This is a genomic window from Hymenobacter aranciens (genome assembly GCF_030580865.1).
GTDB lineage: Bacteria > Bacteroidota > Bacteroidia > Cytophagales > Hymenobacteraceae > Hymenobacter > Hymenobacter aranciens.
The window spans coordinates 139,581-163,456 of record NZ_JAUQSY010000004.1; the positions used below are offsets into that span (position 1 = coordinate 139,581).

The 23,876-nt window shown below is 60.4% G+C and carries 16 protein-coding genes and 1 tRNA gene; 6 read left to right on the plus strand and 11 right to left on the minus strand.

The annotated features are described in order from the left end of the window. Positions 1-67: 67 nt before the first annotated feature. From Q5H93_RS07055 to Q5H93_RS07090, 8 genes are all read right to left on the minus strand, one after another. Positions 68-1,690 (minus strand): GH32 C-terminal domain-containing protein, encoded by a 1,623-nt coding sequence (locus Q5H93_RS07055; RefSeq protein ID WP_305005802.1) that lies wholly within the window; start codon positions 1,688-1,690, stop codon positions 68-70. 31 nt (positions 1,691-1,721) lie between these two features. Then, a complete protein-coding gene (locus Q5H93_RS07060) occupies positions 1,722-3,245 on the minus strand; it encodes a glycoside hydrolase family 32 protein (RefSeq protein WP_305005803.1) in 1,524 nt (507 codons plus the stop codon). Between the two features lie 95 nt (positions 3,246-3,340). Beyond that, entirely contained in the window at positions 3,341-4,246 is a 906-nt protein-coding gene (locus tag Q5H93_RS07065; protein ID WP_305005804.1) for a carbohydrate kinase family protein, read from the minus strand. A gap of 181 nt (positions 4,247-4,427) precedes the next feature. Then, on the minus strand, positions 4,428-5,744 hold the full coding sequence (locus Q5H93_RS07070; RefSeq protein WP_305005806.1) for a sugar porter family MFS transporter: 1,317 nt from the start codon (positions 5,742-5,744) through the stop codon (positions 4,428-4,430). A gap of 123 nt (positions 5,745-5,867) precedes the next feature. Continuing rightward, complete coding sequence (locus Q5H93_RS07075; RefSeq protein WP_305005808.1) at positions 5,868-7,595, minus strand: RagB/SusD family nutrient uptake outer membrane protein; 1,728 nt, start codon at positions 7,593-7,595, stop codon at positions 5,868-5,870. Between the two features lie 95 nt (positions 7,596-7,690). After that, the gene (locus Q5H93_RS07080) at positions 7,691-10,852 is read right to left on the minus strand and encodes a SusC/RagA family TonB-linked outer membrane protein (RefSeq protein WP_305005809.1); all 3,162 of its coding nucleotides are present in this window, start codon (positions 10,850-10,852) and stop codon (positions 7,691-7,693) included. A 415-nt stretch (positions 10,853-11,267) separates the two neighbouring features. After that, positions 11,268-14,060 carry a substrate-binding domain-containing protein gene (locus tag Q5H93_RS07085; RefSeq protein ID WP_305005810.1) on the minus strand — a complete coding sequence of 931 codons (2,793 nt, stop codon included), beginning with the start codon at positions 14,058-14,060 and terminating at the stop codon, positions 11,268-11,270. Between the two features lie 218 nt (positions 14,061-14,278). After that, positions 14,279-14,353 (minus strand) — tRNA-Val (locus Q5H93_RS07090). Between the two features lie 255 nt (positions 14,354-14,608). Between Q5H93_RS07090 and Q5H93_RS07095 the strand changes: the two genes are divergently transcribed. Then, positions 14,609-15,448, plus strand: coding sequence for a TerB family tellurite resistance protein (locus Q5H93_RS07095; RefSeq protein WP_305005811.1), 840 nt, complete (start codon positions 14,609-14,611; stop codon positions 15,446-15,448). 69 nt (positions 15,449-15,517) lie between these two features. Here the strand turns inward: Q5H93_RS07095 and Q5H93_RS07100 are convergent, their stop codons facing one another. Together Q5H93_RS07100 and Q5H93_RS07105 are read right to left on the minus strand one after the other, a co-directional pair. Beyond that, a complete protein-coding gene (locus Q5H93_RS07100; RefSeq protein ID WP_305005812.1) occupies positions 15,518-16,630 on the minus strand; it encodes a mechanosensitive ion channel family protein in 1,113 nt (370 codons plus the stop codon). Between the two features lie 288 nt (positions 16,631-16,918). Next, complete coding sequence (locus Q5H93_RS07105; protein ID WP_305005813.1) at positions 16,919-18,178, minus strand: ABC transporter permease; 1,260 nt, start codon at positions 18,176-18,178, stop codon at positions 16,919-16,921. A 336-nt stretch (positions 18,179-18,514) separates the two neighbouring features. Between Q5H93_RS07105 and queA the strand changes: the two genes are divergently transcribed. From queA to Q5H93_RS07120, 3 genes are all read left to right on the plus strand, one after another. Continuing rightward, entirely contained in the window at positions 18,515-19,564 is a 1,050-nt protein-coding gene (gene queA / locus Q5H93_RS07110; RefSeq protein WP_305005814.1) for a tRNA preQ1(34) S-adenosylmethionine ribosyltransferase-isomerase QueA, read from the plus strand. 117 nt (positions 19,565-19,681) lie between these two features. Next, entirely contained in the window at positions 19,682-20,395 is a 714-nt protein-coding gene (locus tag Q5H93_RS07115) for a 2-C-methyl-D-erythritol 4-phosphate cytidylyltransferase (RefSeq protein ID WP_305005815.1), read from the plus strand. A gap of 117 nt (positions 20,396-20,512) precedes the next feature. After that, positions 20,513-21,298: an enoyl-CoA hydratase-related protein gene (locus tag Q5H93_RS07120; protein ID WP_305005816.1), complete on the plus strand. Its 786-nt coding sequence runs from the start codon at positions 20,513-20,515 to the stop codon at positions 21,296-21,298. A gap of 155 nt (positions 21,299-21,453) precedes the next feature. Here Q5H93_RS07120 and Q5H93_RS07125 read toward each other — a convergent pair whose 3' ends face one another. Beyond that, a complete protein-coding gene (locus tag Q5H93_RS07125; protein WP_305005817.1) occupies positions 21,454-22,299 on the minus strand; it encodes a hypothetical protein in 846 nt (281 codons plus the stop codon). A gap of 216 nt (positions 22,300-22,515) precedes the next feature. Here Q5H93_RS07125 and Q5H93_RS07130 point away from each other — a divergent pair, with 216 nt between their 5' ends. Beyond that, positions 22,516-23,106 (plus strand): DUF4142 domain-containing protein, encoded by a 591-nt coding sequence (locus tag Q5H93_RS07130; protein WP_305005818.1) that lies wholly within the window; start codon positions 22,516-22,518, stop codon positions 23,104-23,106. A 77-nt stretch (positions 23,107-23,183) separates the two neighbouring features. Further along, a complete protein-coding gene (locus Q5H93_RS07135; RefSeq protein WP_305005819.1) occupies positions 23,184-23,819 on the plus strand; it encodes a DUF4142 domain-containing protein in 636 nt (211 codons plus the stop codon). Positions 23,820-23,876 lie beyond the last annotated feature (57 nt).

The following is a 23,876-nucleotide window of genomic DNA, read 5'->3' on the forward strand; positions in this document are numbered from 1 at the left end:
GCTTCGCCGTTTTGGCGAAGAGCAGCGGACCCGGAAAAAAGGAAAGGCACCGGCGGCGCCGGCTAGCTTAAGGTCTGGTGACGGTCAGGTTTTTGAAGGTTGCCGTGCTGTTGTCGGCGAAGATGCCCCAGGAGGTGCGCGGGGCCTTGTAGATGCGCGATGACAGGGCCGCCACGCCGTTCACGTACACCACCACCACCGAGTTTTCCTCCACAATGTCAACGGTGTAGTTCGTATTGGGCTGCATGCGGAAAGGCACATCAGCCACCGGCGAAGTGCCGGCATTGAGCGAGTTGCGGTTGGTGCGGTCGAAGCTGAAGCGGTTTTGCGAGGGCACGAAGCGCAGGCTGTAGAACTGGTTGGTGGCGTCGCAGGCACCCAATGCGAAACCGAAATCCTTGGTAGCGTCGGTGTATGACACGGTGGCGCTCAGCTTGAAGCGCGTCTGGTTGATGGGCTTGAACAATACGCTGGCGGGTCCGCCGCTGGCCGGGCCGGCCAGCACCCAGGTGTTGGAGTCGGGCCGGGCGGCGGTGGCGGTGCGGCGCACTTGCTGCAAGGGTTCCGTCTGGGTTTCGAGGTAGGTTTTCAGGCTGGGCAGCAGGCTCACAGTGAGGTCGCCGCTGGCCGTCTGGCTGAGCTTGTGGGTGACGAGGTTGCCACCCCACCACCAGCCGCCGCTGTCCTGGTTATCCTGGTAGCGGTTCACCCAGGCCATCATGTAAGCGTCGCCGGTGGCAGTGTTTACCAACGCTTTGCCGGCGTAGAAGCCCGCGCCCTCGAAGCGGGCCGCGTCGCTGGGCTCGGCCCAGGGGCCGGTGGGCGAGTCGCTCTTGCGGTAGTACATGTTGCGGGTGGTGATGTCCGAAAATAGCAGGTAGTGCTTGCTGCCCAGCTTGAATAGCTGCGGGCACTCCAGCATCACGAAGTTGGTGCTGCCGCCATCGTAGGCCACGCCCTGATAGGTCCAGCTCAGCAAATCGGCAGAAGTATAGCGCACCAGCACGCCCCGATTGTTACGGCGGGCGGCCACCAGCATGTCGTACTCGCCGCTCAACTCGTTGCGGTACACGTAGGGGTCGCGGAAGTTGTCGCTTTCGTCAAAACCCTGATTGGTGGGCACGTAGATAGTCGCAAAGGCCGCGTTTTTCACGAATTTCTGCGTGGCGCTGGGCGCAGTGGCCAGCATCACGCCCTCCTTGCGGTGGCCGCAGTTGCCGGAGTTCGGGTTGTGGCCGGTGTAGAAGGCGTAGTAGGTTCCACCTTTCTCCATCACGCAGCCGGTGCCGATGGCGCGGTCCTGGGCGCAGCTACCGGCGCTGCTGGGCAGCAGTTCGCCGGCCGGCAGCTCGGTAAATTGGCGGAAATCTCTCGTTTTCAAGCCGTACCAGGGATGGCGCTGGTTGGTGCCATCGTTCCACACGTCCTTGAGGTAGTACACCAGCATCGTGTTGGTAGCCGCGTCGAAGTAAGGCATCATGTCGCCGATGCCCGCGCCGTCGGAGCCTTTCGGGAAGATGCTGTAGTCGCTGCGCTCGGCGGCGGGCGTGCACACTAAGGTGCTGGAAGTGGGCGGCGTAACCGGCTTATCGGGTTCGGTCGAGTCCTTTTTACAGCCGGCGGCGAGGCATGTCAGGAGCACGGCAGCCGCTGCGGAGAGCGGCGCCAGGGGCGCTAAGAAAGTTTTCACAGGAAATAGCTTATCGTTGGAAACGAATCGATTAGGGTTTCATTGCCGTGGGCATCGAGCTATTCAGCTTGCTGAACGTAAGCTCGTTCACCGTCAGGCCATCGGGCGCCAGCAGCTTCACGTTGGTGTAAGGCTGGCTGGGAAAGAACAATTCCGTAGCCACGCTCAGGCCGCCATCGGCGAACAGCTCCACCGATGTGGCGTCGAAATACAAGGTCACGTCGGCCGCCGGGCCGGTGGCCAGGCGCGGCGTGAGGTGCTTGCCGGCAAACTTCTCGTGGAAGGCCGTCTGGCCCGATTTGCGGCGGTCCACGAAATACTGGTTGGCCCCTTTGTCGTAGCCCAGGCGCAATTCCTCCCCGGCCGCATTGCTCAGCACCAGCGTGAAATCGTTCAGCTGCAAGGTTTTCATCCGCAGCATAAACTTGTTGTCCTTCAAACCCAGCTTCTCGGTCAGGTCGAGGGCGGGCTTCACCGTGAGGCCGGTGAGCTTGCGCGGCGCCGGCGCCAGCTTAGCTAGTTCCTTCACCGGCTGCGAGGTCAGATAGATTTCCTCCCCCACCTGCTTCAAACCCAGCTCGCGGGGCAGAGTGTTGGCGCTACGCCAGGGTGAGGTCGGAATCTGGTTGGCGTAGTCCCAGTTGCTCATCCAGCCCAGGAAGAGGCGGCGGGTGCCGGTGTTGTTCCAGGTCACGCCGGCGTATTCGTCGGGGCCGTAGTCGGCCCATTTGGTCTTGTCGTTCAGCGGGGTAAACTTCTTCCCATCGAACTGACCAACGAAATACTGCGTGGCCGAGCCGCCGTTGGGCCCGCCGGGGTTCAGGTTTACCAGCAGCACCCAGTAGGTTTTGCCGTTCAGCGTCAGCGGGAACAAGTCGGGGCATTCCCACACGCCGCCGTGCGCGCCCAGCTTTTCGCCAAACTCGCTTTCCTTGCTCCAGTCCTTGAGGTTGGGCGAGGAGTAGAACGTAATCCGGTCCTTGGTGGCCAGGGTCATTATCCACTTCTTGGCCACGTCGTTCCAGCTCACTTTCGGGTCGCGGAAGTCCTGAATGCCGGGGTTTTTCAGCACCGGGTTCTGGGCGTACTTCGTCCAGGTTTTGCCGCCATCGAGGCTGTAGGCCAGGCTCTGGTTTTCGTGCAGCTTGGTGCCCTTCTTTTCTTCATCCATGTCGTGGTGGGTGAAGATGGCCACCATCGCATTCTTGCCAAAACCAGCCGTGTTATTCACGTCCAGCACGGCCGAGCCGGAGAAGATGAGGCCCAGCTTATCGGGGTAGAGGGCAATGGGTTGCTCCTTCCAGGTCAGCATGTCGGGGCTGGTGGCGTGGCCCCAGTGCATCGGTCCCCAGGTCATGCCGTCGGGATAATACTGGAAAAACAGGTGGTACACGCCGCGGTCATACACCATGCCGTTGGGGTCGTTCATCCAGTGGGCGGCGGGCGCGAAGTGGTAGCCCAGCCGGTACTGCGGCGTGGCCGGCGGCACCGGTTTGTCTTGCGCCGGGCTCAGGAAAGGCAGCGCGCAGAGGATGGGCAGGAGGAGCTTTTTCATGGGATATTTTTTTGATTTTAGTAAGACATTAGACGTTAGACTTGAGACATTAGACTTACCGTCAGAACATCAATCTAATGTCTCAAGTCTAACGTCTAATGTCTTACTAACTCTTTAGTCATCAACGCCCGCACCGCCGCTTCCGTCAGCACCGGCGTTGCTCCCTGGTGCGTGGCCACGTAAGCCCCGGTGGCGCAGGCGAAACGCAGCGCCGCGCCGGGCTCCTCGTCCGTGAGCAGCCCTTTGAGTAAGGCGGCCAGGAAGGAGTCGCCGCTGCCGATGGTGTCCTTTACCTCCACCGGCACGCCGGGAGCACGAAACAGCTGGTTTTTAGTCCAGAGCAGGGCGCCATCGGCGCCGAGAGTCACGCACACGGTCTGCAGGTCGAAGCGGGCGGCCAGCCAGGGCAGGGCGGCTTCCAGCTCATCCTCGGCCCCAAACCAGCCCATGATTTCGGCCAGCTCGTGGTGGTTCATCTTCACCATGTTGGCTTTACCCAGCAGGTACTTCACCACCTCGCGGGTGTAGTGCGGCGGGCGCATGTTCACGTCGAACACCTTGCACTTCGCGTTTTCGAGCAGGCGGTACAGGGTTTCGCGGCTGTTGGCCTGCCGGGCTACCAGGCTGCCGAACACGAAGGCGTCGGCGGTAGCCACGGCGGCCTCCACGTCGGCGTCGTACTGAATGTAGTCCCAGGCCACGGGCTGCACGATTTTGTAGGTCACTTCGTGGGCGTTGTCCACGTTGGCTTTCACCACGCCGGTCAGGTGGGTTTGGCCGGTCTGGATGAGGTCGGTAGCGAGGTCTTTCGACTGCACAAAATCGACCAGCTCGGTGCCCAGCTCGTCGTCGCCCACGCGGCTGATGAAACGCACGGGCAGCCCCAGCTGGTGCAGGTGCACGGCCACGTTGAAGGGCGCGCCGCCCGGCTGCTTGCCGGTGGGGAGGATGTCCCAAAGGATTTCGCCGAAGCAGACAACGGTGGGGAGGGTGGTGGACATGGGAAGGAAATTGATAGTGTGAGGTATGTGCCGGGGTTTCGGTGTTAGGTGTTAGGTGTTAGGTGTTAGGTGTTAGGTGTTAGGTGTTAGGTAATGTACGATTCCGAATAGCAAACGCCCAGCACCCAATATCTAACACCAAAACCCAACACCAACTACTCTACACATAAAGACAACTTAATTAATGTAGCACCAACACCTTATCCGCCTCCTCCAGCGTCTTGCCCTTCGTTTCCGGCATCATCCGCCACACGTAGAGTAGCTGTAGCACCATCATGCCGCAGAAAAAGGCGAAGGTGTTGCCGCCGCCCAGCTTTTCCGTCAGGGCTGGGAAGATGAACGTGATAGCCGCCGCCAGCACCCAGTGCGTGCTGGAGCCCAGCGCCTGCCCTTTAGCCCGCACCGCCGAAGGAAAAATCTCGCTGATAAACACCCAGATAACTGCGCCCTGCGAGAAGGCAAAGAAGGCGATGTAGCCAAACAGCAGCACCGGCACCAGCGCAAACTGCTGGGTGTAGAACGACCAGGCCACCAGCCCTAGCGTGACGATGAGCCCCACCGAGCCCACCAGCATCAGCTTGCGCCGGCCGAATTTATCGATAATATTGACGGCCAGCAGCGTAAAACAGAAATTGACCAGCCCGATACCGGCGCTCGACAGCAGCGCTGCGTCCGGCCCGCGCCCGGTCATTTCGAAAATGCGCGGGGCGTAGTAGATGATGGCGTTGATGCCCGCCAGCTGGTTGAACATGGCAAACAGCACTGCCAGCAGAACCGGCCGCCGGTACTGCGGCGCCCATAGCGACTCGCCGCTGCCTTGCTCGGCCGCGTTGGCTACGAGAATGTTGGCCACGTTCTGCTCGGTCGTGCTCGGGTCGATTTTGTCGAATACCACGCGGGCTTCGGAGGTGCGGCCCTGGCGGAGCAGCCAGCGCGGGCTTTCCGGCACCCGGAACAGCAGCAGCAGGAACGCCACCGACGGCACCGCCTGCACGCCCAGCATCCAGCGCCAGGCGTCGGGGCCAATGCCCTGCAGCAGGTAGTTGCTCAGGTACGCCAGCAGAATGCCGAACACCACGTTGAACTGAAACATGCCCACCATGCGCCCCCGCGAGGCCGGCGGCGATACTTCCGAGATGTAGAGCGGGGCCGTGACCGATGACGCGCCCACCCCCAGCCCGCCCAGGAAGCGGAACACCAGGAACGGCACCCAGCCCGGCGCCAGCGCCGCCCCCACGGCCGATACCAGATAGAGCACCGCAATCCAGCTCAGGGTGCCGCGCCGGCCCAGCCGGTCGCTCGGGATGCTGCCGAACACGGCGCCCAGCACCGTGCCAATCAGGGCGATGGACATGGTGAGGCCGTGCTCGTAGGCGTCGAGCTGCCACAGCTTCTGGATGGACGTTTCGGCCCCCGAAATCACGGCCGTGTCGAAGCCGAACAGCAGGCCGCCTAGCGCCACCACGACGGACCAGAAAAAGACGTTGCGATTATTCATATTTAGTTTAGCTGTTAGCTAATAGCGGCTAGCTGTTAGCTTCTTAGATGGGTAGAATAAGCAGTGAAGCATAAGTTAAGAACGACGCTAACAGCCAGCAGCTATTAGCTAACAGCTTAAAAATTACCAGCCCGGATTCTGCTGATACAGCCCCTTGCTGTAGTTAATCTGGTTGAGCGGAATCGGCAGATACTCATCACGTCCGGCCGTAAACTGCGCGTCCTGCAGGTACTGGCGCTTAGTTTTCTCCACCGTGAAGTAGTTGTTCATGTAATCGGCCGCAATGCCCCAGCGCACGAGGTCGAAGAAGCGGAAGCCTTCCATGGCAAACTCCAGGCGGCGCTCAAAGCGTAGGGCCTGGCGGGCGTACTGCTGCGTCCAGTTGGCCGAGTTGTAAAGACCAATGGCGTAATTCGATACGGGCTGGCCGGCGCTGTTCACCAGCATGCCGGTGCTGTTTTGGGCGCGCTGGCGAATCTGGTTGATGAGCGGCAGGGCTTCGGCCTGGCGGCCCAGTTCGATGAGGGCCTCCGCGCGCCACAGCAGCACGTCGGCGTAGCGGATGAGGGCGATGTTCTTGGTGCTGCTCATGAACGGCGGCTCGCGCTGGAAGCTGGCGTCGTTCGGCCCCACGTTCTCCTTGAGGCTCTGGAAGTAGCCGTAGGTGTTGGGGACCCGCACCCACGACTGCTGCATCACGAAGTTGGGGTGGTATTTCCAGGGGTGGCCGGGTACGGCCACGGTGTGGTCCACGCGCGGGTCCATGGTATTGGCCGAGAAGTCATTGGCCGTGGCAATGTCCACATCGTTGAACGAATTGAACAGCGGCAGCCCGTCGGGGTCGGTGCGGAACGAGTTCACCAGGTTCTGGCTGGGCTGGTGGAAGCCGCAGCAGCCAAACTCCGAGTTCATCGGGTAGTTCAGCTTGTTGCCCTGCGCGATACGGCCGTGGATGGTGCCGTCGTTTTTCGAAAACTGGATGGCAAATACCGACTCGGCCCCGTTGTCGTTGCTGGACATGAAGTTGCTGCCGAAATCGGGGTACAGCGAGTAGCGGCCCCCGTTCATTACCTCGTCGGTCAGGCGCAGCACTTCCTGTAGCTTGCCCTGGTCCACACCCGTCACCTGGTGGGTTTCGTTCTGGGTGTAAGCTTGGTAGAGGCGCACTTTGGCCAGGTAGGCCTTGGCGGCCAACTGAGTGGCGCGGCCCACTTCGGGCTGGTTTACCGGCAGGTTGTCGGCCGCAAACTGGAAGTCCTCGGCAAGCTTATCCCAGAGCTGGTCGTTGGTCAAGACCACGTTCGACACGTTCACGTATTCCGCCACCGGCACGTTCTCATCGATGTAGGGCACCCGGCCAAACAAGGTTTTGAGCATGAAGTAGAAATGGCCGCGCACGAAGCGCATCTCGCCCTGGCGCACCTTTTTGGTGGGCATGGCCTCCTCGCTGATGCCGTTGAGGCGGCGTAAGGCATCGTTCGAGCGCTGCACGCCGATGTAGAGGCGGAACCACAGCTCGTCGGTGTTGCCGATGTCGGGGCGGTTGTAGGAGAAGGTTTCGTAGAAGTGAAAGGCGTCCACGTCGGCGGTGCCGCCGCCGCCCTTGTAGGCGTCGCCGGCGCGCAGGTTGCCGTAGGGCCACAGCAGCGTGAAGGGAGCAGTGTAGTTGTCGTTGCCGAGCTGCGAGTAGGCGGCAATTACCTGCTTGTCAATATTCTCGGGGTTGTTAATCTGCTCGTCGCTGATGGCGCCGCGCGGCGGCACGTCCAGGAAGTCCTTGTCGTTGCAGGCCGTCGTCAGGCCCAGGGTGAGCAGCCAGCCGGCCAGGGCGAGGTGTTTGAAAGAAGCCATTTTCAGAGCGGCTAGCTATTAGCTGCTAGCGGTTAGCTTTTATGTGGATAGCCTTGGAAGCTAACAGCTAGCCGCTGTCAGCTAACAGCTTAAAATTAAAAAGTGATGTTGAGGCCCGTCGTGAAGGTCACCGGCACGGGGTAGGCCAGGGTTTGCACCTCGGGGTCGGGGGCAGTGTAGGCGCGGTCGCCCTTCTTCTGATAGAAAGCCAGCAGGTTCTGGCCCTGCACGTAGAGGCGCGCCTGTTGCATCCGCAACTTGCCTACCAGGCTGGTGGGCAGCGAATAGCCCAGCTGCACGTTGCGCAGCTTGAGGTAGGAGCCGTTTTCGAGGAAGTAGGTCGAGGTGCGGTTTTCGCGGTTGTTGTTGGTCAGCGAGAGGGCCGGGATGTTCGAGCCCGAGTTTGCCGGCGTCCAGGCGTCGAGGGTGCGGGTGCCGTAGTTCTCCCCCGAACTCAGGGAGGTGAAGTCGGTGCGGAACTTGGTGTCGTTGTACACATCCAGGCCCTGCACGCCCTGCCAGAACAGCTGCAAATCAAAGCCTTTGTAGTTAACGCCGATATTCAGACCGTAGATAAAATCAGGTTGGCCGGTAGCAATGAAGGTCTGGTCCTTTTCATTGATGACGCCGTCGTTGTTGAGGTCCTTGTAGCGAATGCGCCCCAGGTCTTTGCCGGTTTGCTGGGCCGAGTTGTCCACTTCGTCCTGGGTGCGGAACAGGCCGTCGGCCACGTAGCCGTAGATGGAGCCGATGGGCCGGCCCAGGATATTCTGGTCCTGGCCGTTGCCGGCGTAGCCGGTCAGGGCTTCTTTCGGCAGGTAGGTCACCTCGTTGCGGTACGAGGAAATATTGCCGGTGATGCTGTAGCTGAAGTCGTTGCTGAGCTTATTCTGGTAGGTCAGAATGGCCTCGATGCCCTTGTTGCGAATGCTGGCCGCGTTCACGAAGCGCCCTCCGCCCTCGCCGATGACGGCCGGATAAGGCAGGTTCACTAGGATATCGTCGGTGTTTTTGATGAAGTAGTCCACCGAGCCCGAGAGCTTGTTCTCGAAGAAGCCGAAATCGAGGCCGAAGTTGGTTTGGGTGCTGGTTTCCCACTTCAGGCCGGGGTTGCCCTGCTGGAAGCGCTGGAAGCCCGAGGGCAGCGCCCCGGTTTTGTTGCCGTTGATGTCGTAGGCAGTGCCGGTGTCGGCGGTCCAGGTCGCATCCGAGCCGTAGCTGGGGCGGTAGAGGCTGTAGGCGGCATTGTAGGCAATGTCCTGGTTACCCGTCTGTCCCCAGCCGGCGCGCAGCTTCAAATCCGATACCGCAGCCACATTGTCCTTGAGGAAGCCTTCCTCGCTCAGGCGCCAGCCCACCGAGGCGGCCGGGAACCAGCCAAACTGGTTATCCGCCCCGAAGCGCGACGAGCCGTCGCGGCGCAGCGTTACCGAGGCCAGGTATTTGTCGGCCAGCGAGTAGTTGATTTTGCCGAAGTACGAAGCCAGAGCGTAGGCGCTGGAGTAGCCGCCGTTGTTCTGGAGGCCGCTGCCGGCGTCGAGGTACATGTAGTCGGGGTCCTGCACGGCGAAACCGGTGCGGGTAGCGAATACTTCTTCGTAGTTGTACTTGATGCGCTCGGTGCCGGCCAGGAAATCAATCTGGTTGCGGCCCAACGTCAGGTTGTAGTTCAGGGTGTTCTGCCACACCCAGTTGCCGTACACACGCTGGGTGTTGCTCACCCGGTTCACGTTGTCGGTGATGTAGCCGTTTTTGTAAGTTTTGTATTGCCCGCGGAAGGTAAACAGGTTGTAATCGATGCCGAAGCTGCTGCGCAGGTGCAGCCCTTTCAGCACTTCCAAATCGGCGAAGAAATTGCCAAAGGCGCGGTTGGTGTAAGCCTTGTTCTGGCGGTTATCTTCCAGAATACGAACGGGGTTGTTCCGGTCGGCAATGCCCGACACCGGGCCGCCCCAGCCCAGGCCATCCACGGTGCGGATGGGCACGATGGGCAGGCTGATAACGGCCAGGCCGCGCGCCTGCCGGTCTTCGCCGTAGGTCTGCATGTTGCGCACCAGCGTCAGGTTTTCCCCCACTTTCAGGCGGCCCTTGAAGAAGCTGTAATCGGTATTCAAACGACCGGTAAAGCGCTCGAATTCCGAGTATTTGATGACGCCCTTGTTGTCGAAATAGTTGAGCGAGAACAAGGCGCTGCCCCGCTCCCCGCCGCTGCTGAGGCTCAGATTATACTGCTGGGCCAGCGAGTTTTGCTGCGTTTCCTTAAACCAGTTGGTATCGGCCGAGCGCTGGTTGGGGTCGTTGCCGAGCTGCTCAGGCACAATCACGCGGTCGAGCACCGGGCGGCCGTCGGGGCCCACGCTGGTTTCGTACTGGTAGAGTTGGGTCGAGGGCGTCAGGCCGTCGTTGGTGGCGGCCTGCCACAGGGCGCGGCCATACTGCTCGGTGTTTAGCAGGCTGGGCTGCTTGCCGGGCCCCTGGAAGGTGAAGAAGGTGTTGAAATCGACGCGGTTCACGTCCTTCTTGGCGCGCTTGGTGGTGATGATAATCACCCCATTACCCGCCCGCGAGCCGTAGATGCTGGCCGCCGAGGCATCCTTCAGCACTTGGATGCTCTCGATGTCGTTCTGGTTAATCTGGTTGATACCGTCCTTGGTCGGGATGCCGTCAATGACGAACAGCGGGTCGTTGTTGCCCAGCGTGCCGATGCCACGGATGCGAATCTGCACGTTGCCGTCAGGCGCGCCGTCGGTGACGATGTTCACGCCGGGCACGCGGCCCTGCAGGTTGCGGGCCACGTTGTTGGAAGGCAGGTCTTTCACTTCGTCCACCTTCACCACGGCCACGGCCCCGGTGAGGTCGGCCTTTTTCTGGGTCTGGTAGCCGGTCACCACAATTTCGTCGAGGGCGGCGGCATCGGTAGCCAGCTGCACGACGAAATCAGTGCGGCCGTCGGCGGGCAGCTCCTGGGTTTTGAAGCCGATGGAGGAAATGACGAGCGTGGCGCCCTCGGGTACATTAAGGCTGAAATTACCGTCGGGGCCGGTGGTGGTGCCGATGGTGCTGCCCTTCACGAGCACGGTCACGCCGGGCAGGGCGGCGCCTTTATCGTCGGTGATACGGCCGGTCACGGGGCGGTCGGCGGCGGGGGCGAGGGTGGCAGGAGCAGCTACGGCGGGGAGCGTGGCCAGGGCTGCTGGGGTGCCGGCCAGCAGCGCCAGCATTGCCGCCCGACGGATGGGTTGTAGCGGTTTGTTCATGCGGGTTGAGGTGGGAAATAGGTCGGTGGGAACCGATGCCGTGACCAGCCCGTCGGCCAGCCCTGCAATCGTTTGGTGTCCCAAAATTCCGAAGTACCTGTCCTACGCCCTTGCTCAAATCACTCAAAAACGTTCACTATTCGTTCATTGCCCAAACATATTTTCTTAACACTGATGTTCAGTACGTTATTTTAACATAGAGCCTCGGGAACGTTTGCAGACTTGCACTTTTGATGCAGCACTTTCAAAAATTGTTCATCTCAAAGTTCTGTTAACGCGGCCGGGGAAACCTCACCCCCGGCCCCTCCCCAAAAGAGAGGGGAGCCTGACGATTCACAATAGGTGCATAACAGGTGCCCCCTCTTTTTTGGAGAGGGGGTCAGGGGGTGAGGTTCCGCCGGGCGAGATGCCGCGCTCAGCCCACCGGTGTGATATGCAGCGCCCGATAGTCGGAAGGCGAGATTTGATACCGCCCCTTGAAACTAGTAGAAAAGTAAGAGGGCGAGGAGAAGCCCAGCTGATAGGCCACTTCCGCAATCGTCAGCGAGTCGTCGAGCAGCAGCTGCCGGGCCTTGGTGAGGCGGATGCTCTGGATAAAGTCGGTGACGCCAGTGCCGAGCACAGCCTTCACCTTGCGGTAGAGCTGCACCCGCGAGATGCCCAGACTGCGGGCCACGTCTTCCACCGAAAGGTCGGCGCGGGTGAGGTTGGCCTCCACGATGGCCGTGAGGTCGGCCAGGAATTTCTGGTCGACGCGCTGGGGCGGGGCCACGGTGGCGGTGTCCACGCTCAGCTCGCGGCGGAAATGCTCGCGCTGCCGGGCGCGGTTGGCCAGCAGGGTGCGCAGGCTTTCGAGCAGGAAGGCGGGGTTGAAGGGCTTGGTGAGGTAGAGGTCGGCGCCGGCCTGCACGCCTTCCACCTGCTGCTCGGGCGCGCCCCGGGCGGTAAGCAACACAATGGGAACGTGCGAGGTACGCCAATCGCCCTTTAGCCGCGCCACGATTTCGAGGCCGCTGAGGCCGGGCAGCATCACGTCGCACACCACCAGGTCGGGAATTAGCTCGGCGGCTAGGCGCAGGCCGGTGTCGCCATCGAGGGCCGTGCGCACCTGGAAGTGCGGGCGCAGCTTCTGGGCCAAGAAGGCGTTGACTTCGAGGTTGTCTTCGATGATGAGGACCAGCGCGTCGCGGCCCTGGCCGGTGGCAAAGGCCGGTTCGGCCACTTCGGCCGGCTCGGGCAGCGGTCGGGGCAGCTCGTCGTCGGCCAGGGCCGCGCCGGGGGCAGCTATGGTGGCGGCCGGCGCCAGCAGGGCCTCGGGCAAGGTCAGCGGCAAAGTCACCACGAAGGTGCTACCCTCGCCGGTTTGGGTGGTGAAAGTGAGCTGGCCCTGGTGCAAGCGGGTGAGGCCCAGCGCCAGCGCCAGCCCCATGCCCGAGCCCTGCGCGCCCGGCTGCTGCCCTTGGTAAAACCACTCGAAGATGTGCGCCCGGTCCTGCTCGCTAATGCCGCGCCCGGTGTCTTCCACGCTCACCCGCACGCTGCCCTCGGCCGGCAGCGGCTCGATGCTGACGGTGATGATGCCCTGGTCGCGCGTGAATTTCAGGGCGTTGGACAAGAGGTTAAAAAATACCTTGTCAAGAATGTTCACGTCGAAGGACAGGTTTACGGCGGGCTCGGCGGGCAGGAAGCGCAGGCTAATGCCGCGCTGCCGGACGGGCTTCTCGAACAGGTCCATGATTTCGCGCACGAAGCTCACGAGGTTGCCGGGCGTGGCCCGCACCGGCATCTTACCCACGTCGATTTTGCGGAAGTCCATGAGCTGGTTTACCAGCTGCAGCAGGCGCTGGGCATTGCGGCGCACCAGCCCCAGGTCGTGCCGCTGCCCGGCCGAAAGGTCGCTGCCGGGGGCCAGCATCTCCTCCACCGGCCCCAGGATGAGGGTGAGCGGCGTGCGCAGCTCGTGCGAGAAGTTGGTAAAAAACCGCAACTTAGCCTCAGTTTCGACCCGCGCCTGCTCGGCAAACTCCTGAATCTGGTTGCGTTGGGAGCGGATTTCCTCGTTCTGCCCTTCCAGCACCCGCGTAATGCGGCGGTTGACGCGCAGGGCGCGCCAGGCCAGCAGCCCCAGTCCGGCCGCAATCAGCAGTGCCACAGCCAGCCCGTACAGCACCGTTTGCTGGCTGGCGTAGGTGTCGCGCTGCTGTTGCAGCAGCCGCTGCTGCCGGCGGATATCCTGCTGCTGGTTGGCCAGCTGCTCGGTCTGCATCTTCATTGTCAGGGCGTTGGTCGAGTCAATGACCATCGTGCCCAGCACGTTCTCCTTAGCATAAAGCTGGTGCTGCAGAATTTTCATGGCCGTGCGAATGGCCTCCTCTCCACCCGGCGGATAGAGCAGGGTGGCCGTCAGCACCCCATCCTGCACGAACTGAATGCCGCCGTGCGGGCCCGGCAGCCCGTCCACCCCGACGACGCGCACGCGGTGGTCCAGCCCCAACTGTTTGCATACCTGGTAGGCGCCCAGCGCCATCCGGTCGTTGTGAGCAAAAATCAGATTCACCTCGGGATGAGCCCTGAGCACGGCGGGCAGGTTCTGCACCACCGAGGGGCGCTTCCAGTCGCCGTGCACGGGCGTTAATTGGTGTACACCGGGGTAGCTGGCCAGCGCTTTAACGAGCCCCCGGTGACGGTCTACTGCCGGAGATGCTCCAGCCAAACCCTGAATTTCCAGCACGTTGCCGTGCCCCCGCAGCAGGCTGCCGATGTAGTGACCCGCCGCTTCGCCTACCTCTACATTATTGCCTCCCACGTAAGCAGTGTAGAGCTTCGAGGTGGTGCGCCGGTCCAGAATCACCACTGGGATGCCCCGGTTGAAAACTTCCTCCACTACGGGCGTCACGGGCTCAGCCTCGTTGGCCGATACAATCAGCAAATCAATCCCTTCTTTCAGAAACTCCCGAATCTGCTGCTGCTGCCGGGTGCTGTTGTCGCGGGCGTCCTTAAGCCGGAAGGTGACGTTGGGATAGAAGCTCAGCTCCTTTTGCATGCCGGCCAGCATGGCCTGCCGCCAAGCGTCGCTGGTGGTGCACTGCGACAGGCCGATGGTGTAGTGCCGCTCGGGTGGAGTCGCCCATACAGAGACGGCAGAGAGGCATGCAGCTAGAATACTGCAGTAAAACCACCAGCGGACTACGCCAGCATTAGAGAACATACCCATCGAGCCAGTAATTATATCATCTGATTTTCAACAAAATAGCCACGTCTTGGTTGAAATACCTTGGTAATATCATTGGCTTACGGAGGGTAGCCTCGCGCCCAACCCACAACCTCTGGGTCGACTAAAACACCATGGGTACCGTGATAACTTGTGTAAAGTTAAAAGTAAAAGCCGCCACTCAAACTTTCGTCTAAGTGGCGGCTTTTAAGGAGTGGGAGATACTGGGTTCGAACCAGTGACCCTCTGCTTGTAAGGCAGATGCTCTGAACCAGCTGAGCTAATCTCCCTCTTTCCCGCTTGGCTTTTGCCGTTTGGGAGTACAAAGATGGGAGGACTTTTTTTATCTGCCAAACATTTTTTCGTTTTTCCGCCGCTGACCGGTTGGCGTGGTTGGCGAGTGAGGCAGCAACGATTTCATTTTCAAGAAATGAATTTTCACGAGCCAACTTAAAAATTTTCTTGCTCCAAGGCGAGCAACGTATCTATCCGGGCTGCGTTGAAACAGACGAAGTTCTTTTTCCACCTAACCACGCCTTCCCTTCATGGCTACGCTCCTCCAAAACTATTCCGAAGCCGAAAAAACGGCTTACCTCAGCGCCATTGCCAGCCTGGCTTCGGCCGACCGCCAGGCTTCGCCCGCCGAAGCCGAGTTTCTGCAGGCCCTGACGCAGCAAGCGGGCCTTTCCGACGGCGCCGCGCAGCAGGTGGTAGCCGCCGCCCAGGATTCGACCAACGAAACCGTGAAGCAAAATCTTGACGCCCTTAAGGGCAGCGACCTGCGCTTCTCGCTCATCACCGACCTCATCAGCTTTGCCCGCGCCGATGGCGCTTACGCCAACGATGAGGAAGCCATGGTAGGCAAAATGGCTGCCTACCTCGGCGTCAACCCCGAACAGAAGCAAGCCTTGGAAACCGTAGTGGACCAGGCCGCCCAGGTGCCTCACGATGCTGCGGACCCCGAAAAGAAAGGCTTTTTTGATGGCATCGGCGACAAGCTGTCCAACGTGGGCATTCCTAAAAGCGCCCTGCTGGCGGGCCTGCTTGGCGTGGTGGCTCCTATGGTGATTTCGCGAGTGGCGGGCGGCGCCAACCGCAGCAGCAGCGGCATGGGCGGCCTACTGGGCAGCGGTATGGGTGGCCTGCTCGGCGGCGCGGCCCAGAGCGGCATGGGCGGGTTGCTGGGTGGCCTGCTCGGCGGCTTGGGCGGCGGGGGCGGTCAGGTTGCCCAGAATTCGCACGTCGGCGGCGGCGGGCTGGGCTCGATTATGTCGGTGCTGGGTGGGCTGGGCGGCGTAGCCGGCTCGCAGCCGCGTAGCGCGGGCGGCGGCGGGCTCTTCGGCAGCGGCATGGGCGGACTGCTGGGCGGGCTGTTTGGGCGCTAACTGCCAATACGTTTGTACCAAAAGAAGCCGCTTTAAAAGCGGCTTCTTTTGGTTTACCCATCACCGAAATTACTCCGTTGCCTTAGAAGAGGGTGCAATACTGGCGAAGTAGCCACCCTGCCGCTCCACCACTTCCACGATGCGGTAGTTGATGTCCTCCTTCACGTCCAGATAATGGTCGTAATTAGTGGTATCGATGAAATACTGCACCGTCACTTCCTTGCCCGAGGGCGTGAGGGCGTTAAATTTCATCTGCACGTCCTGGGTTATCTGCGGGTGCTCCTTTATCAGCGCCACGGCCTCGGCGATGATGGCGTGGAGTTGGTCGCTGGTGGTACGCTGGTCGAAGAGCAGCGTGAAGCCCACGCGACGGGCGGTGCGCTGCGAGAGGTTGTCCAGCGGCTTGTCAATCATGCTTTTATTGGGCACGGTGAGGAAGCTTTTTTCGGCCGTGCGCAGGCGGGTGCTGCGGAAGCCGATTTTCTCTACCGTGCCGTTCACGTCGCCAGCCTGCACGAGGTCGCCCACGCCGAAAGGCTGGTCGAGGAAAATGGTGAAGGAGGCAATGAGGTTTTCGAGGCTTTCCTTGGCGGCAAAGGCCACGGCCAACCCGCCAATGCCGAGGCCACCTATCAGCGCCGTCACGTTCACGCCGAATACTTCACCCAGAATTATAAGCACCACAATAATGAGGATGAATACCTTCAGTAAGTCCTTGGTGTAGGGCAGAAACTGGCTGTCGAGCCGGCTTTTATTGGCGTCGGTCTGGTGCAGAGCATTGCGGCGCAGCACCACCAGCAGCGCAAAATCGACCAGCCGCAGGGCCACCCGCCCGGCGGCGATGATGAAGGCAAAGCTCAGCAGCTTCACCAGCGCCTTCTGGTGCCAGGGAAGCACGCCCACCGGCGCATCGGGGCCGTGTGGGTAGGTAAGCACCGTGCTGGCGGCGTAAAAGGTGAGCACCAGCATGAGCGTCGAAAGCGGCTGAATCAGCACATCATGCAACTCCTGCTGGCTGACGCCGGCCGTGTAGCGCCGCGTCAGGAAGAACAGCACCCTACTGATAATGGTGGATACAACTTTGCGCAGCAGAAAACCTATAATGATGACGCCCACTGCCAGCAGGTATTCGCCGTAGGTGTTGCCGAGAAAGGTTTGGGAGAAAAAGGAAGGAAGCGTCATGCAGCGATGAGAACGAAAACTCCCCTCCTTTTCAAGGAGGGGATGTCAAGCAGCAGGCTTGACGGGGGTGGTTGGACGTCGGCCGGACTTTCGCGCCGTCGGGGTTCTACCAAAGTTTTTACTGAAGGAAATGAAACAAGGTTTGTGGACGCGCCCAAGCGCTTATTAATGAGGGCGTAATCCTGTTTATTTCAAAAGTCTAGGCGGCGCGAACGGGCAAACCACCCCCGTTTTCGCTGCGCGAAAACATCCCCTCCTTTTTAAGGAGGGGAGTTTGTCGTTCTACCGTTATTTCGCCCGAATGGCAATAACCGGGTCCAGATTCGCCGCCAGCACGGCCGGGACAATCCCGGCTAACACACCGATACCCACCGATATCAGCAGACCCAGCGCCATATTGCCCGCCGACAGGAACAGCGGCAGCGCATCCTGCGGCAGCTTGGTGAGCAGCCACACCAGGAAAATGCCAGCCGCCCCGCCAATCAGGCACAGAAATACGGCCTCGAACAGGAACTGAAAGAGAATGAAGTAGTTCTTGGCACCCAGCGACTTTTGAATACCAATGATATTGGTCCGCTCGCTCACCGACACGAACATGATATTGGCAATGCCAAAGCCGCCCACCAGAATGGCCAGCCCCCCGATGACGCCGCCCACCACGCCAATCACCCCAAACAGCTTGCCGATGGCGGAGGCGAACATTTCGGGCCGGTTGAGGGCAAAGTTGTCTTCCTCGCGAGGCTTGAGGCCACGAATATTGCGCATCACCCCTTGAATCTCGTATTCGAGGTCAAGCAGGCCGGGGTCGTCGTCGCGACCCTTTACGGCCAGGCTAGGCGAGGGACCACCCATACCATTGGTACTGAGGCCAAACATCTTCGTAAACATGCCGAACGGAATCAGGCAGTTGGCATCGTTGCTGGGCGTGTCGAGGATTTTCTTGCCCTCCTTCTCCATCACCCCGATAACTGTGAATTTCTGCCCGTGGGCCTTGAACTGACTCCCCAGCGCATTGCCGCCCGGAAACAGGTTTTCAGCAATCACGGCGCCGATGATGGCTACCGGCCGGGCCGCGTCCATCTCCTGGGTGGTGAAGTATCGGCCCTGCTCGATGGGCACGTTGCTCACGGCGCGGTAGTCGTAGCTTACGCCCTGTAAGGCACAATCGGACACCGAGTTGGAGCCAGACTTGAGCGTATTACCGCCGTCGGCAGCGAAGATGGCGACGCCTTTATTATTGGCGCTGAGGCGCTGCTGCAGTTCGTGAAACTCGCGCACGGTGGGCACGGGGCGGTTGAAATATTTCCACCAGGGATAATCAGGACCGAAGGTCCAGGGCCATTTGGCAACGTAAATCACCTTGTCGCCCACAAAGTCCATGCTGTGGCGCACGCTGGATTCCAGCGAATCGACGACGGCAAAAATGGCGATGATGGCGAAGATGCCCACCGTGACGCCCAGCAGCGACAGTATCGTGCGCAGAATATTGGATTTTAGCGCATCCCAAGCAAAGATAAAACTTTCGAAAGTCAGGCGGAGCGTTTGCATAGCTGAAGGAGCGACGGGCGGAAGTGATGCAAAGGTCGGGGAAAGGAGCCTACCTTCATGAAAGAACAGCATGCTGAGCGTAGTGAACCCAAAGGTCAGCGCAGCCCAGCCTCTCGCCCGAGTAACTAATCTTACTGATAGAAGTTATTACCGCAGGAGAGGGGCTGAGCTGCGCTGACCTTTGGGTTCACTACGCTCAGCATGACAGCTATTACGGGCCGTTCAACAGCTGTTGCTTCCTGTAAAAATCCTGCAAAATGCGAAGACTTGCGAAAAAAACCGTACTTTTGCCTCCCCAAATTTCCGTATCTTCCCCTAACTATTGTCCATATGGCCATGAAACTGTCTGAGTTCAAGTTCGAACTCCCGCAAGAACTTATAGCTCTGCACCCGGCCAGAAACCGTGACGAAAGCCGTCTGATGGTAGTTCACCGCGCTACCGGCCAGATTGAGCACCGCAATTTCAAAGATATCCTGGATTATTTCGTGGAAGGCGACACCCTGGTAATGAACAATACCAAGGTGTTTCCGGCCCGCATGTACGGCAACAAAGAAAAAACCGGCGCCAAAATCGAGGTTTTCCTGCTGCGTGAGCTCAACAAGGAGCTGCGCCTGTGGGACGTGCTGGTGGACCCGGCCCGCAAAATCCGCGTGGGTAACAAGCTGTATTTCGGCGAGTCGGACATGGTGGCCGAGGTGATTGACAACACTACTTCGCGTGGCCGGACTATTAAGTTTCTGTTTGACGGCACCGATGAGGAGTTCCGCAAGGCCCTCTACGACCTGGGCGAGACGCCGATTCCGAAGGAAATTCTGAACCGCGAAACCGAACCCGGCGACAGCGAGCGTTACCAGACCATCTATGCCGAGCACATCGGTGCCGTGGCCGCCCCTTCGGCCGGCCTGCACTTCACCCGCGAGGTAATGAAGCGTATGGAAATCAAAGGCATAGAAACTGCTTCCGTGACTTTGCACGTGGGCCTGGGCACCTACCGCACCGTGGATGTGGAGGACCTGACCAAGCACAAGATGGACTCGGAGAACTTCATCGTGGAGGCTCCAGCCTGCGTGGTGGTCAACAAGGCCCTCGACGCCAAGAAGCGCGTGTGTGCCGTGGGTACCACCACTATCCGCGCCATGGAAGCCTCGGTATCGGCCAACAACCGCATGAAGCCGACGCAAGGCTGGACCGACCGATTCATCTTCCCGCCCCACGACTTCAAAATTGCCAACTGCCTGCTGACCAACTTCCACACGCCGGAAAGCACGCTCATCATGCTGGTATCGGCCTTCGCCGGCTACGACCTGCTGATGAAAGCTTACAAAGAGGCCATCCAGGAGAAATACCGCTTCTTCAGCTACGGCGACGCGATGTTGATTTTGTAGTTTTTGCTGGTTGTTGGCATTGCGTAATCAATAGTCCGACTTCCGACCAAACGCCCGGTTGCTTTTCAGCGGCCGGGCGTTTTCTTTGTTTCAGCTTCCAAACAACGCCTGATTGCCGTGCCCGACTTCCGACAGCCGACTCCTACTAACCAGAAACCGCCCCGCCTCGCCATTATCGTGGCGGGCGGCAGCGGCACCCGCATGGGCGCCGACCGGCCCAAGCAGTTTCTGCTGCTGCGCGGCGAGCCGGTGTTGCTGCACACGCTACGGCGCCTGGCCGCGCCGGCGCTGGGCGTGGCCGAAATTGTGGTGGTGCTGCCCGCCGAGCAGGTGAGCACCTGGCAGCAGCTGTGCCAAGAGTTTGGGGTGAGCATTCCGCACCGGCTGGTGGCGGGCGGTGCCACGCGCTGGGCCTCGGTGAAGGCCGGGCTGGCGGCGCTGAAGGGCCACGCGCAGGGGCTGGTGGCGGTACACGACGGCGTGCGCCCGCTAGTGAGCACGGCCGTGATTGAGCGCACCTACGCCGCCGCGACCGTGCACGCTGCCGCCGCCGCCGCCGTGCAGCCCAAGGATTCGGTGCGGCTGGTGTCGCCGCACGGCTCGGCGGCCCAGAACCGGCAGCGCCTGCGGCTGATGCAGACGCCGCAGACCTTTGAGATTGATTTGCTGCGCCGCGCTTACGCCATGCCCGAGCTGGCCTCCTTCACCGATGATGCGACGGTGGTGGACGATTTGTGCCGTGTGCAGCTGGTGGACGGGGATTACCGGAACCTGAAAATCACGACACCGGAGGATTTGCTGGTGGCCGAGGCGCTGTTTGGGACGACGTAATGCCGACCGGAGGTCAACGTATCTGACCTTCGGTTCTGCGACGAGCTCAATCGGCTTCTATCGTCTGATACTCGCCGCGCTCGTCGCGGAAACGGAGTTTCGCGTTACTTTCGCCGCATGTCTTACACTTCGCTGCTCTACGACGTGCGCCCCGACGGCGTCGCCACCATCACCCTCAACCGCCCGGAGGTTTTCAATGCCTTCAACGACCCGCTGAGCTACGAGCTGCAGGATGCCCTGAAGCAAGTGGCCCGCGACGCCACGGTGCGGGCCGTGGTACTCACCGGGGCGGGCCGCGCCTTTTGCTCGGGCCAGGATTTGAAGGCCACGCAGGGGCAGGAGAAACGCTCATTCTACGATTCGCTGCACAAGCGCTACAATCCCATTATCAGAGCTATGCGTAGCTTGCCCAAACCGATTATCGGGCGGCTGAATGGCGTGGCGGCGGGCGCGGGCTGCTCACTGGCGCTGGCCTGTGATGTACTTATTGCCTCGGAGGCGGCTTCGCTGATTGAGATTTTCATCAATATCGGGCTGGTGCCTGACTCGGGCTCTTCGTACTTTTTGCCGCGCGCCGTGGGCAGCCTCAAGGCCTTTGAGCTGGCCACGCTGGGCTCGAAAGTGCCCGCCGACGAGGCCCTGCGCCTGGGGCTGGTGAACCAAGTGGTACCCGCCGAGCAGCTCGACGACGTGACCTATGCGCTGGCCGCCCGCTACGCCAGCGCCCCCACCAAAAGCATCGGCCTCATCAAGCAGATGTTGAACAAAGCCGGCACGGCTACGCTGGATGAGATGCTGGACTACGAAGCGCACTGCCAGCAGATTGCGGGCGAATCAGAAGATTATCAGGAGGGCGTGACGGCATTTCGGGAGAAGCGCAAACCGGTGTTTAAGGGCGTCTGAACCACGGATTCCGCCGGATTTTTCGGATTCTGCGGATTTTGTGGACGACTGAAAATTCAAAGGCCACCCGGTTGGGTGGCCTTTACTTTTCCGGCTTTTCCGACTATTGAGTCCTCAAAATCCATAGAATCCAAAAACTCTGTGTCAAGCCGTGCTTAGCGAAGCGTGATGGTTCGGGTGCGGCCGTTGACGGTCACGGTAGCCGTTTTATCGCAGGCTTGGTTACCGCTGGGGTCATAGTTCAGGGTCATCGTTTTGCCGTTGGTATTACTCATGCTCAGGATGCCGGCCACGTAGTACTTGGGGCAGTCGCCGCGCTTGATGAGGGGCGTCTGAATGGTGGAGCTGTAACCCACATTGCGGCGGTTGGTACCGTTGGAGTAGCCAGTTACGCTGAATACGTCATCCGAAACCTGGGGCGTGCCGTAGCCGGCGGTGCGCTGGAATTCCCAGTGGGCGGTCCAGGAGTGGGTGCCGCCGTTGTTGGCGCGGATGATGCTGGCGCTGGGCACATCGACCGAGAAGGAGCCGTTGCCGAGGTCGATGAAAATGCGGGTGGCGGTGTGCTGGTTGTCGTTCACGTAATAGTCCTGGCGGGTGACGGTGGCGCCGGCGCGGCGGCTGGGCGTGGCCGTCATGAACTGCACCAGGATTTTACCGCGGCGGTAACGGCCATCGGCGCAGAGGCAGTTGGTGGGACCAAAGTCGATGGTGAGTAGGCGGTTTTCAAAGTCGTAGGTGCGGGTTGCGCAGCTGCCGAACTTAATACGAAACTGCTCGTCGGTGGTGAGGTAGGGCGAGTTGCGGGCTTCGGGGTCGGTGGGAGCGGCGGCCTGCACAGCTTCGGTGCTGATGGCGTTTTCGATGTTGGCCTCGCTCTGGTCTTCGGCGGTGGCGATGTCGTCGGTGGGCGAGGCGTCGTCGTGCTTGTTGCAGGCGGTGAGAAACAGGCTGCCGGCCAGGGCAGTCAGGAGCAGGGAGCGGGTGGCGAGGGTGCGCATGGCGTGGGAGTGGTGAAGGAAAGTTAGCGGGAATTTTTGCGGGTTGTGGCCGTTGGAGAGCGATGCCGCGTTGGGGTTTAAGCCAAGGGGTAAAAGTTTTCGCCGAACTCGGCAATACAACCCGCCTTCCGGCCCGGCGTATAGCCGCAACATAGCGTTTGGCCGCGCCAACGCACCATCTTTCGGGCATTCTTTCAGCCGCATACCTTTCTTCCCATGAAAACTCTTTCTTTATTCCTCGCCACCGCTGGCCTGCTAGGCAGCCTCACGGCCTGCACCGACGGCAACTCCGACTCGGTCGAAAACGCCCAGAAAGTCAACGAAGCCCGCAACGAAGCAAATTTGCCCGAAAGTGCCGAGAAAAAAGCCGATTACGACTCCGAATTCCTGACCAAAGCGGCCAGCGGCGGCATGCTGGAAGTAGAATTGGGCAAGCTGGTGCTGAAGCGCGGCACCCGGGCCGACGCCAAAGCTTTTGCCCAGCAGATGGTGACTGACCACTCGCAGGCCAACGCCGAGCTGATGGGCCTAGCCCAGCGCAAGCACATCACCCTGCCCACCATGATGGGTAACGACCAGCAGGACGTGTACAAGGACGTGGAAGAAAAAACCGCCGCCAACTTCGACCGCGTGTACATCCGCGAGATGCGGCAGGACCACGAGGAGGACATTAAGCTTTTTTCGGAAGCGGCTACTAAAGCTGCTGACCCCGATATCCGGACGCTGGCTCAAAAGACGGTGCCCGTGCTACAGCACCACTTGGAAATGGTGAAGAAAATTGAGGCGGATATCAAAGCCGGCAAGTAAGCTCATCCATTTGCTTTTCAGAACTTTATTAGAGGAGCGACGTAAGCGCATGCCTACACCAAACTCCTTTTCAAGTAATGAAACGCTTCCTCCTACCTCTCTCCGCCGCTGTGCTGGTTTCGCTGGCCAGCTGCGGCGACAACACCCGCGACACCACCACAGCCGATAATACGGCTGCTGATACCACTATGACCGCCCCGGCCGGCGACCATACGGGCATGGATATGGCCGACTCCACCGGGGCGGCGGCCACCGGCATGGGCGACCCAAATGGCCCCACCGCTCCGCATGCCACCGACGAGGAATTCATGAAATCGGCCGCACACAGCGACCAGAATGAAATCCAGCAAAGCAAAATGGCTCTGGCTAAAGGCGTAACCGGCATGGTGAAAGAGCACGCCGAAAAGATGATTGCCGACCACACCAAATCGACGGCCGACCTGAAGGTTATCGCCGCCAAAAAAGGTGTCGCCCTGCCCGCCGACATGGATGCCGAGCACAAGGCCATGGCTCCGGAAATGGAGAAGCTGTCGGGTAAGGCCTTCGAGGATAAGTACATGGCCCAGATGGTAACCGACCACCAGAAAACGGCCAACACCATGATGGCCCACGAGAAAATGACGCAGGACGCCGACCTGAAAGGCTTCATCGGCAAAACCCTGCCGGTGGTGCAGCAGCACTTGGCTAATTCCCAGAAACACGCTGGCATGTAGGCTCTTTTCGGCCCCAGCAGTCACAAAAAAAGCCGCTCGATGAGCGGCTTTTTTTGT

Coding starts and splice junctions, on each gene's coding strand:
- queA (WP_305005814.1), top strand. CDS start 18,515: ATGAAACTGTCTGAGTTCAAGTTCGAACTCCCGCAAGAACTTATAGCT.
- Q5H93_RS07075 (WP_305005808.1), bottom strand. CDS start 7,595: ATGGCTTCTTTCAAACACCTCGCCCTGGCCGGCTGGCTGCTCACCCTG.
- Q5H93_RS07125 (WP_305005817.1), bottom strand. CDS start 22,299: ATGCGCACCCTCGCCACCCGCTCCCTGCTCCTGACTGCCCTGGCCGGC.
- Q5H93_RS07105 (WP_305005813.1), bottom strand. CDS start 18,178: ATGCAAACGCTCCGCCTGACTTTCGAAAGTTTTATCTTTGCTTGGGAT.
- Q5H93_RS07100 (WP_305005812.1), bottom strand. CDS start 16,630: ATGACGCTTCCTTCCTTTTTCTCCCAAACCTTTCTCGGCAACACCTAC.
- Q5H93_RS07120 (WP_305005816.1), top strand. CDS start 20,513: ATGTCTTACACTTCGCTGCTCTACGACGTGCGCCCCGACGGCGTCGCC.
- Q5H93_RS07130 (WP_305005818.1), top strand. CDS start 22,516: ATGAAAACTCTTTCTTTATTCCTCGCCACCGCTGGCCTGCTAGGCAGC.
- Q5H93_RS07080 (WP_305005809.1), bottom strand. CDS start 10,852: ATGAACAAACCGCTACAACCCATCCGTCGGGCGGCAATGCTGGCGCTG.
- Q5H93_RS07095 (WP_305005811.1), top strand. CDS start 14,609: ATGGCTACGCTCCTCCAAAACTATTCCGAAGCCGAAAAAACGGCTTAC.
- Q5H93_RS07070 (WP_305005806.1), bottom strand. CDS start 5,744: ATGAATAATCGCAACGTCTTTTTCTGGTCCGTCGTGGTGGCGCTAGGC.
- Q5H93_RS07135 (WP_305005819.1), top strand. CDS start 23,184: ATGAAACGCTTCCTCCTACCTCTCTCCGCCGCTGTGCTGGTTTCGCTG.
- Q5H93_RS07085 (WP_305005810.1), bottom strand. CDS start 14,060: ATGTTCTCTAATGCTGGCGTAGTCCGCTGGTGGTTTTACTGCAGTATT.
- Q5H93_RS07060 (WP_305005803.1), bottom strand. CDS start 3,245: ATGAAAAAGCTCCTCCTGCCCATCCTCTGCGCGCTGCCTTTCCTGAGC.
- Q5H93_RS07065 (WP_305005804.1), bottom strand. CDS start 4,246: ATGTCCACCACCCTCCCCACCGTTGTCTGCTTCGGCGAAATCCTTTGG.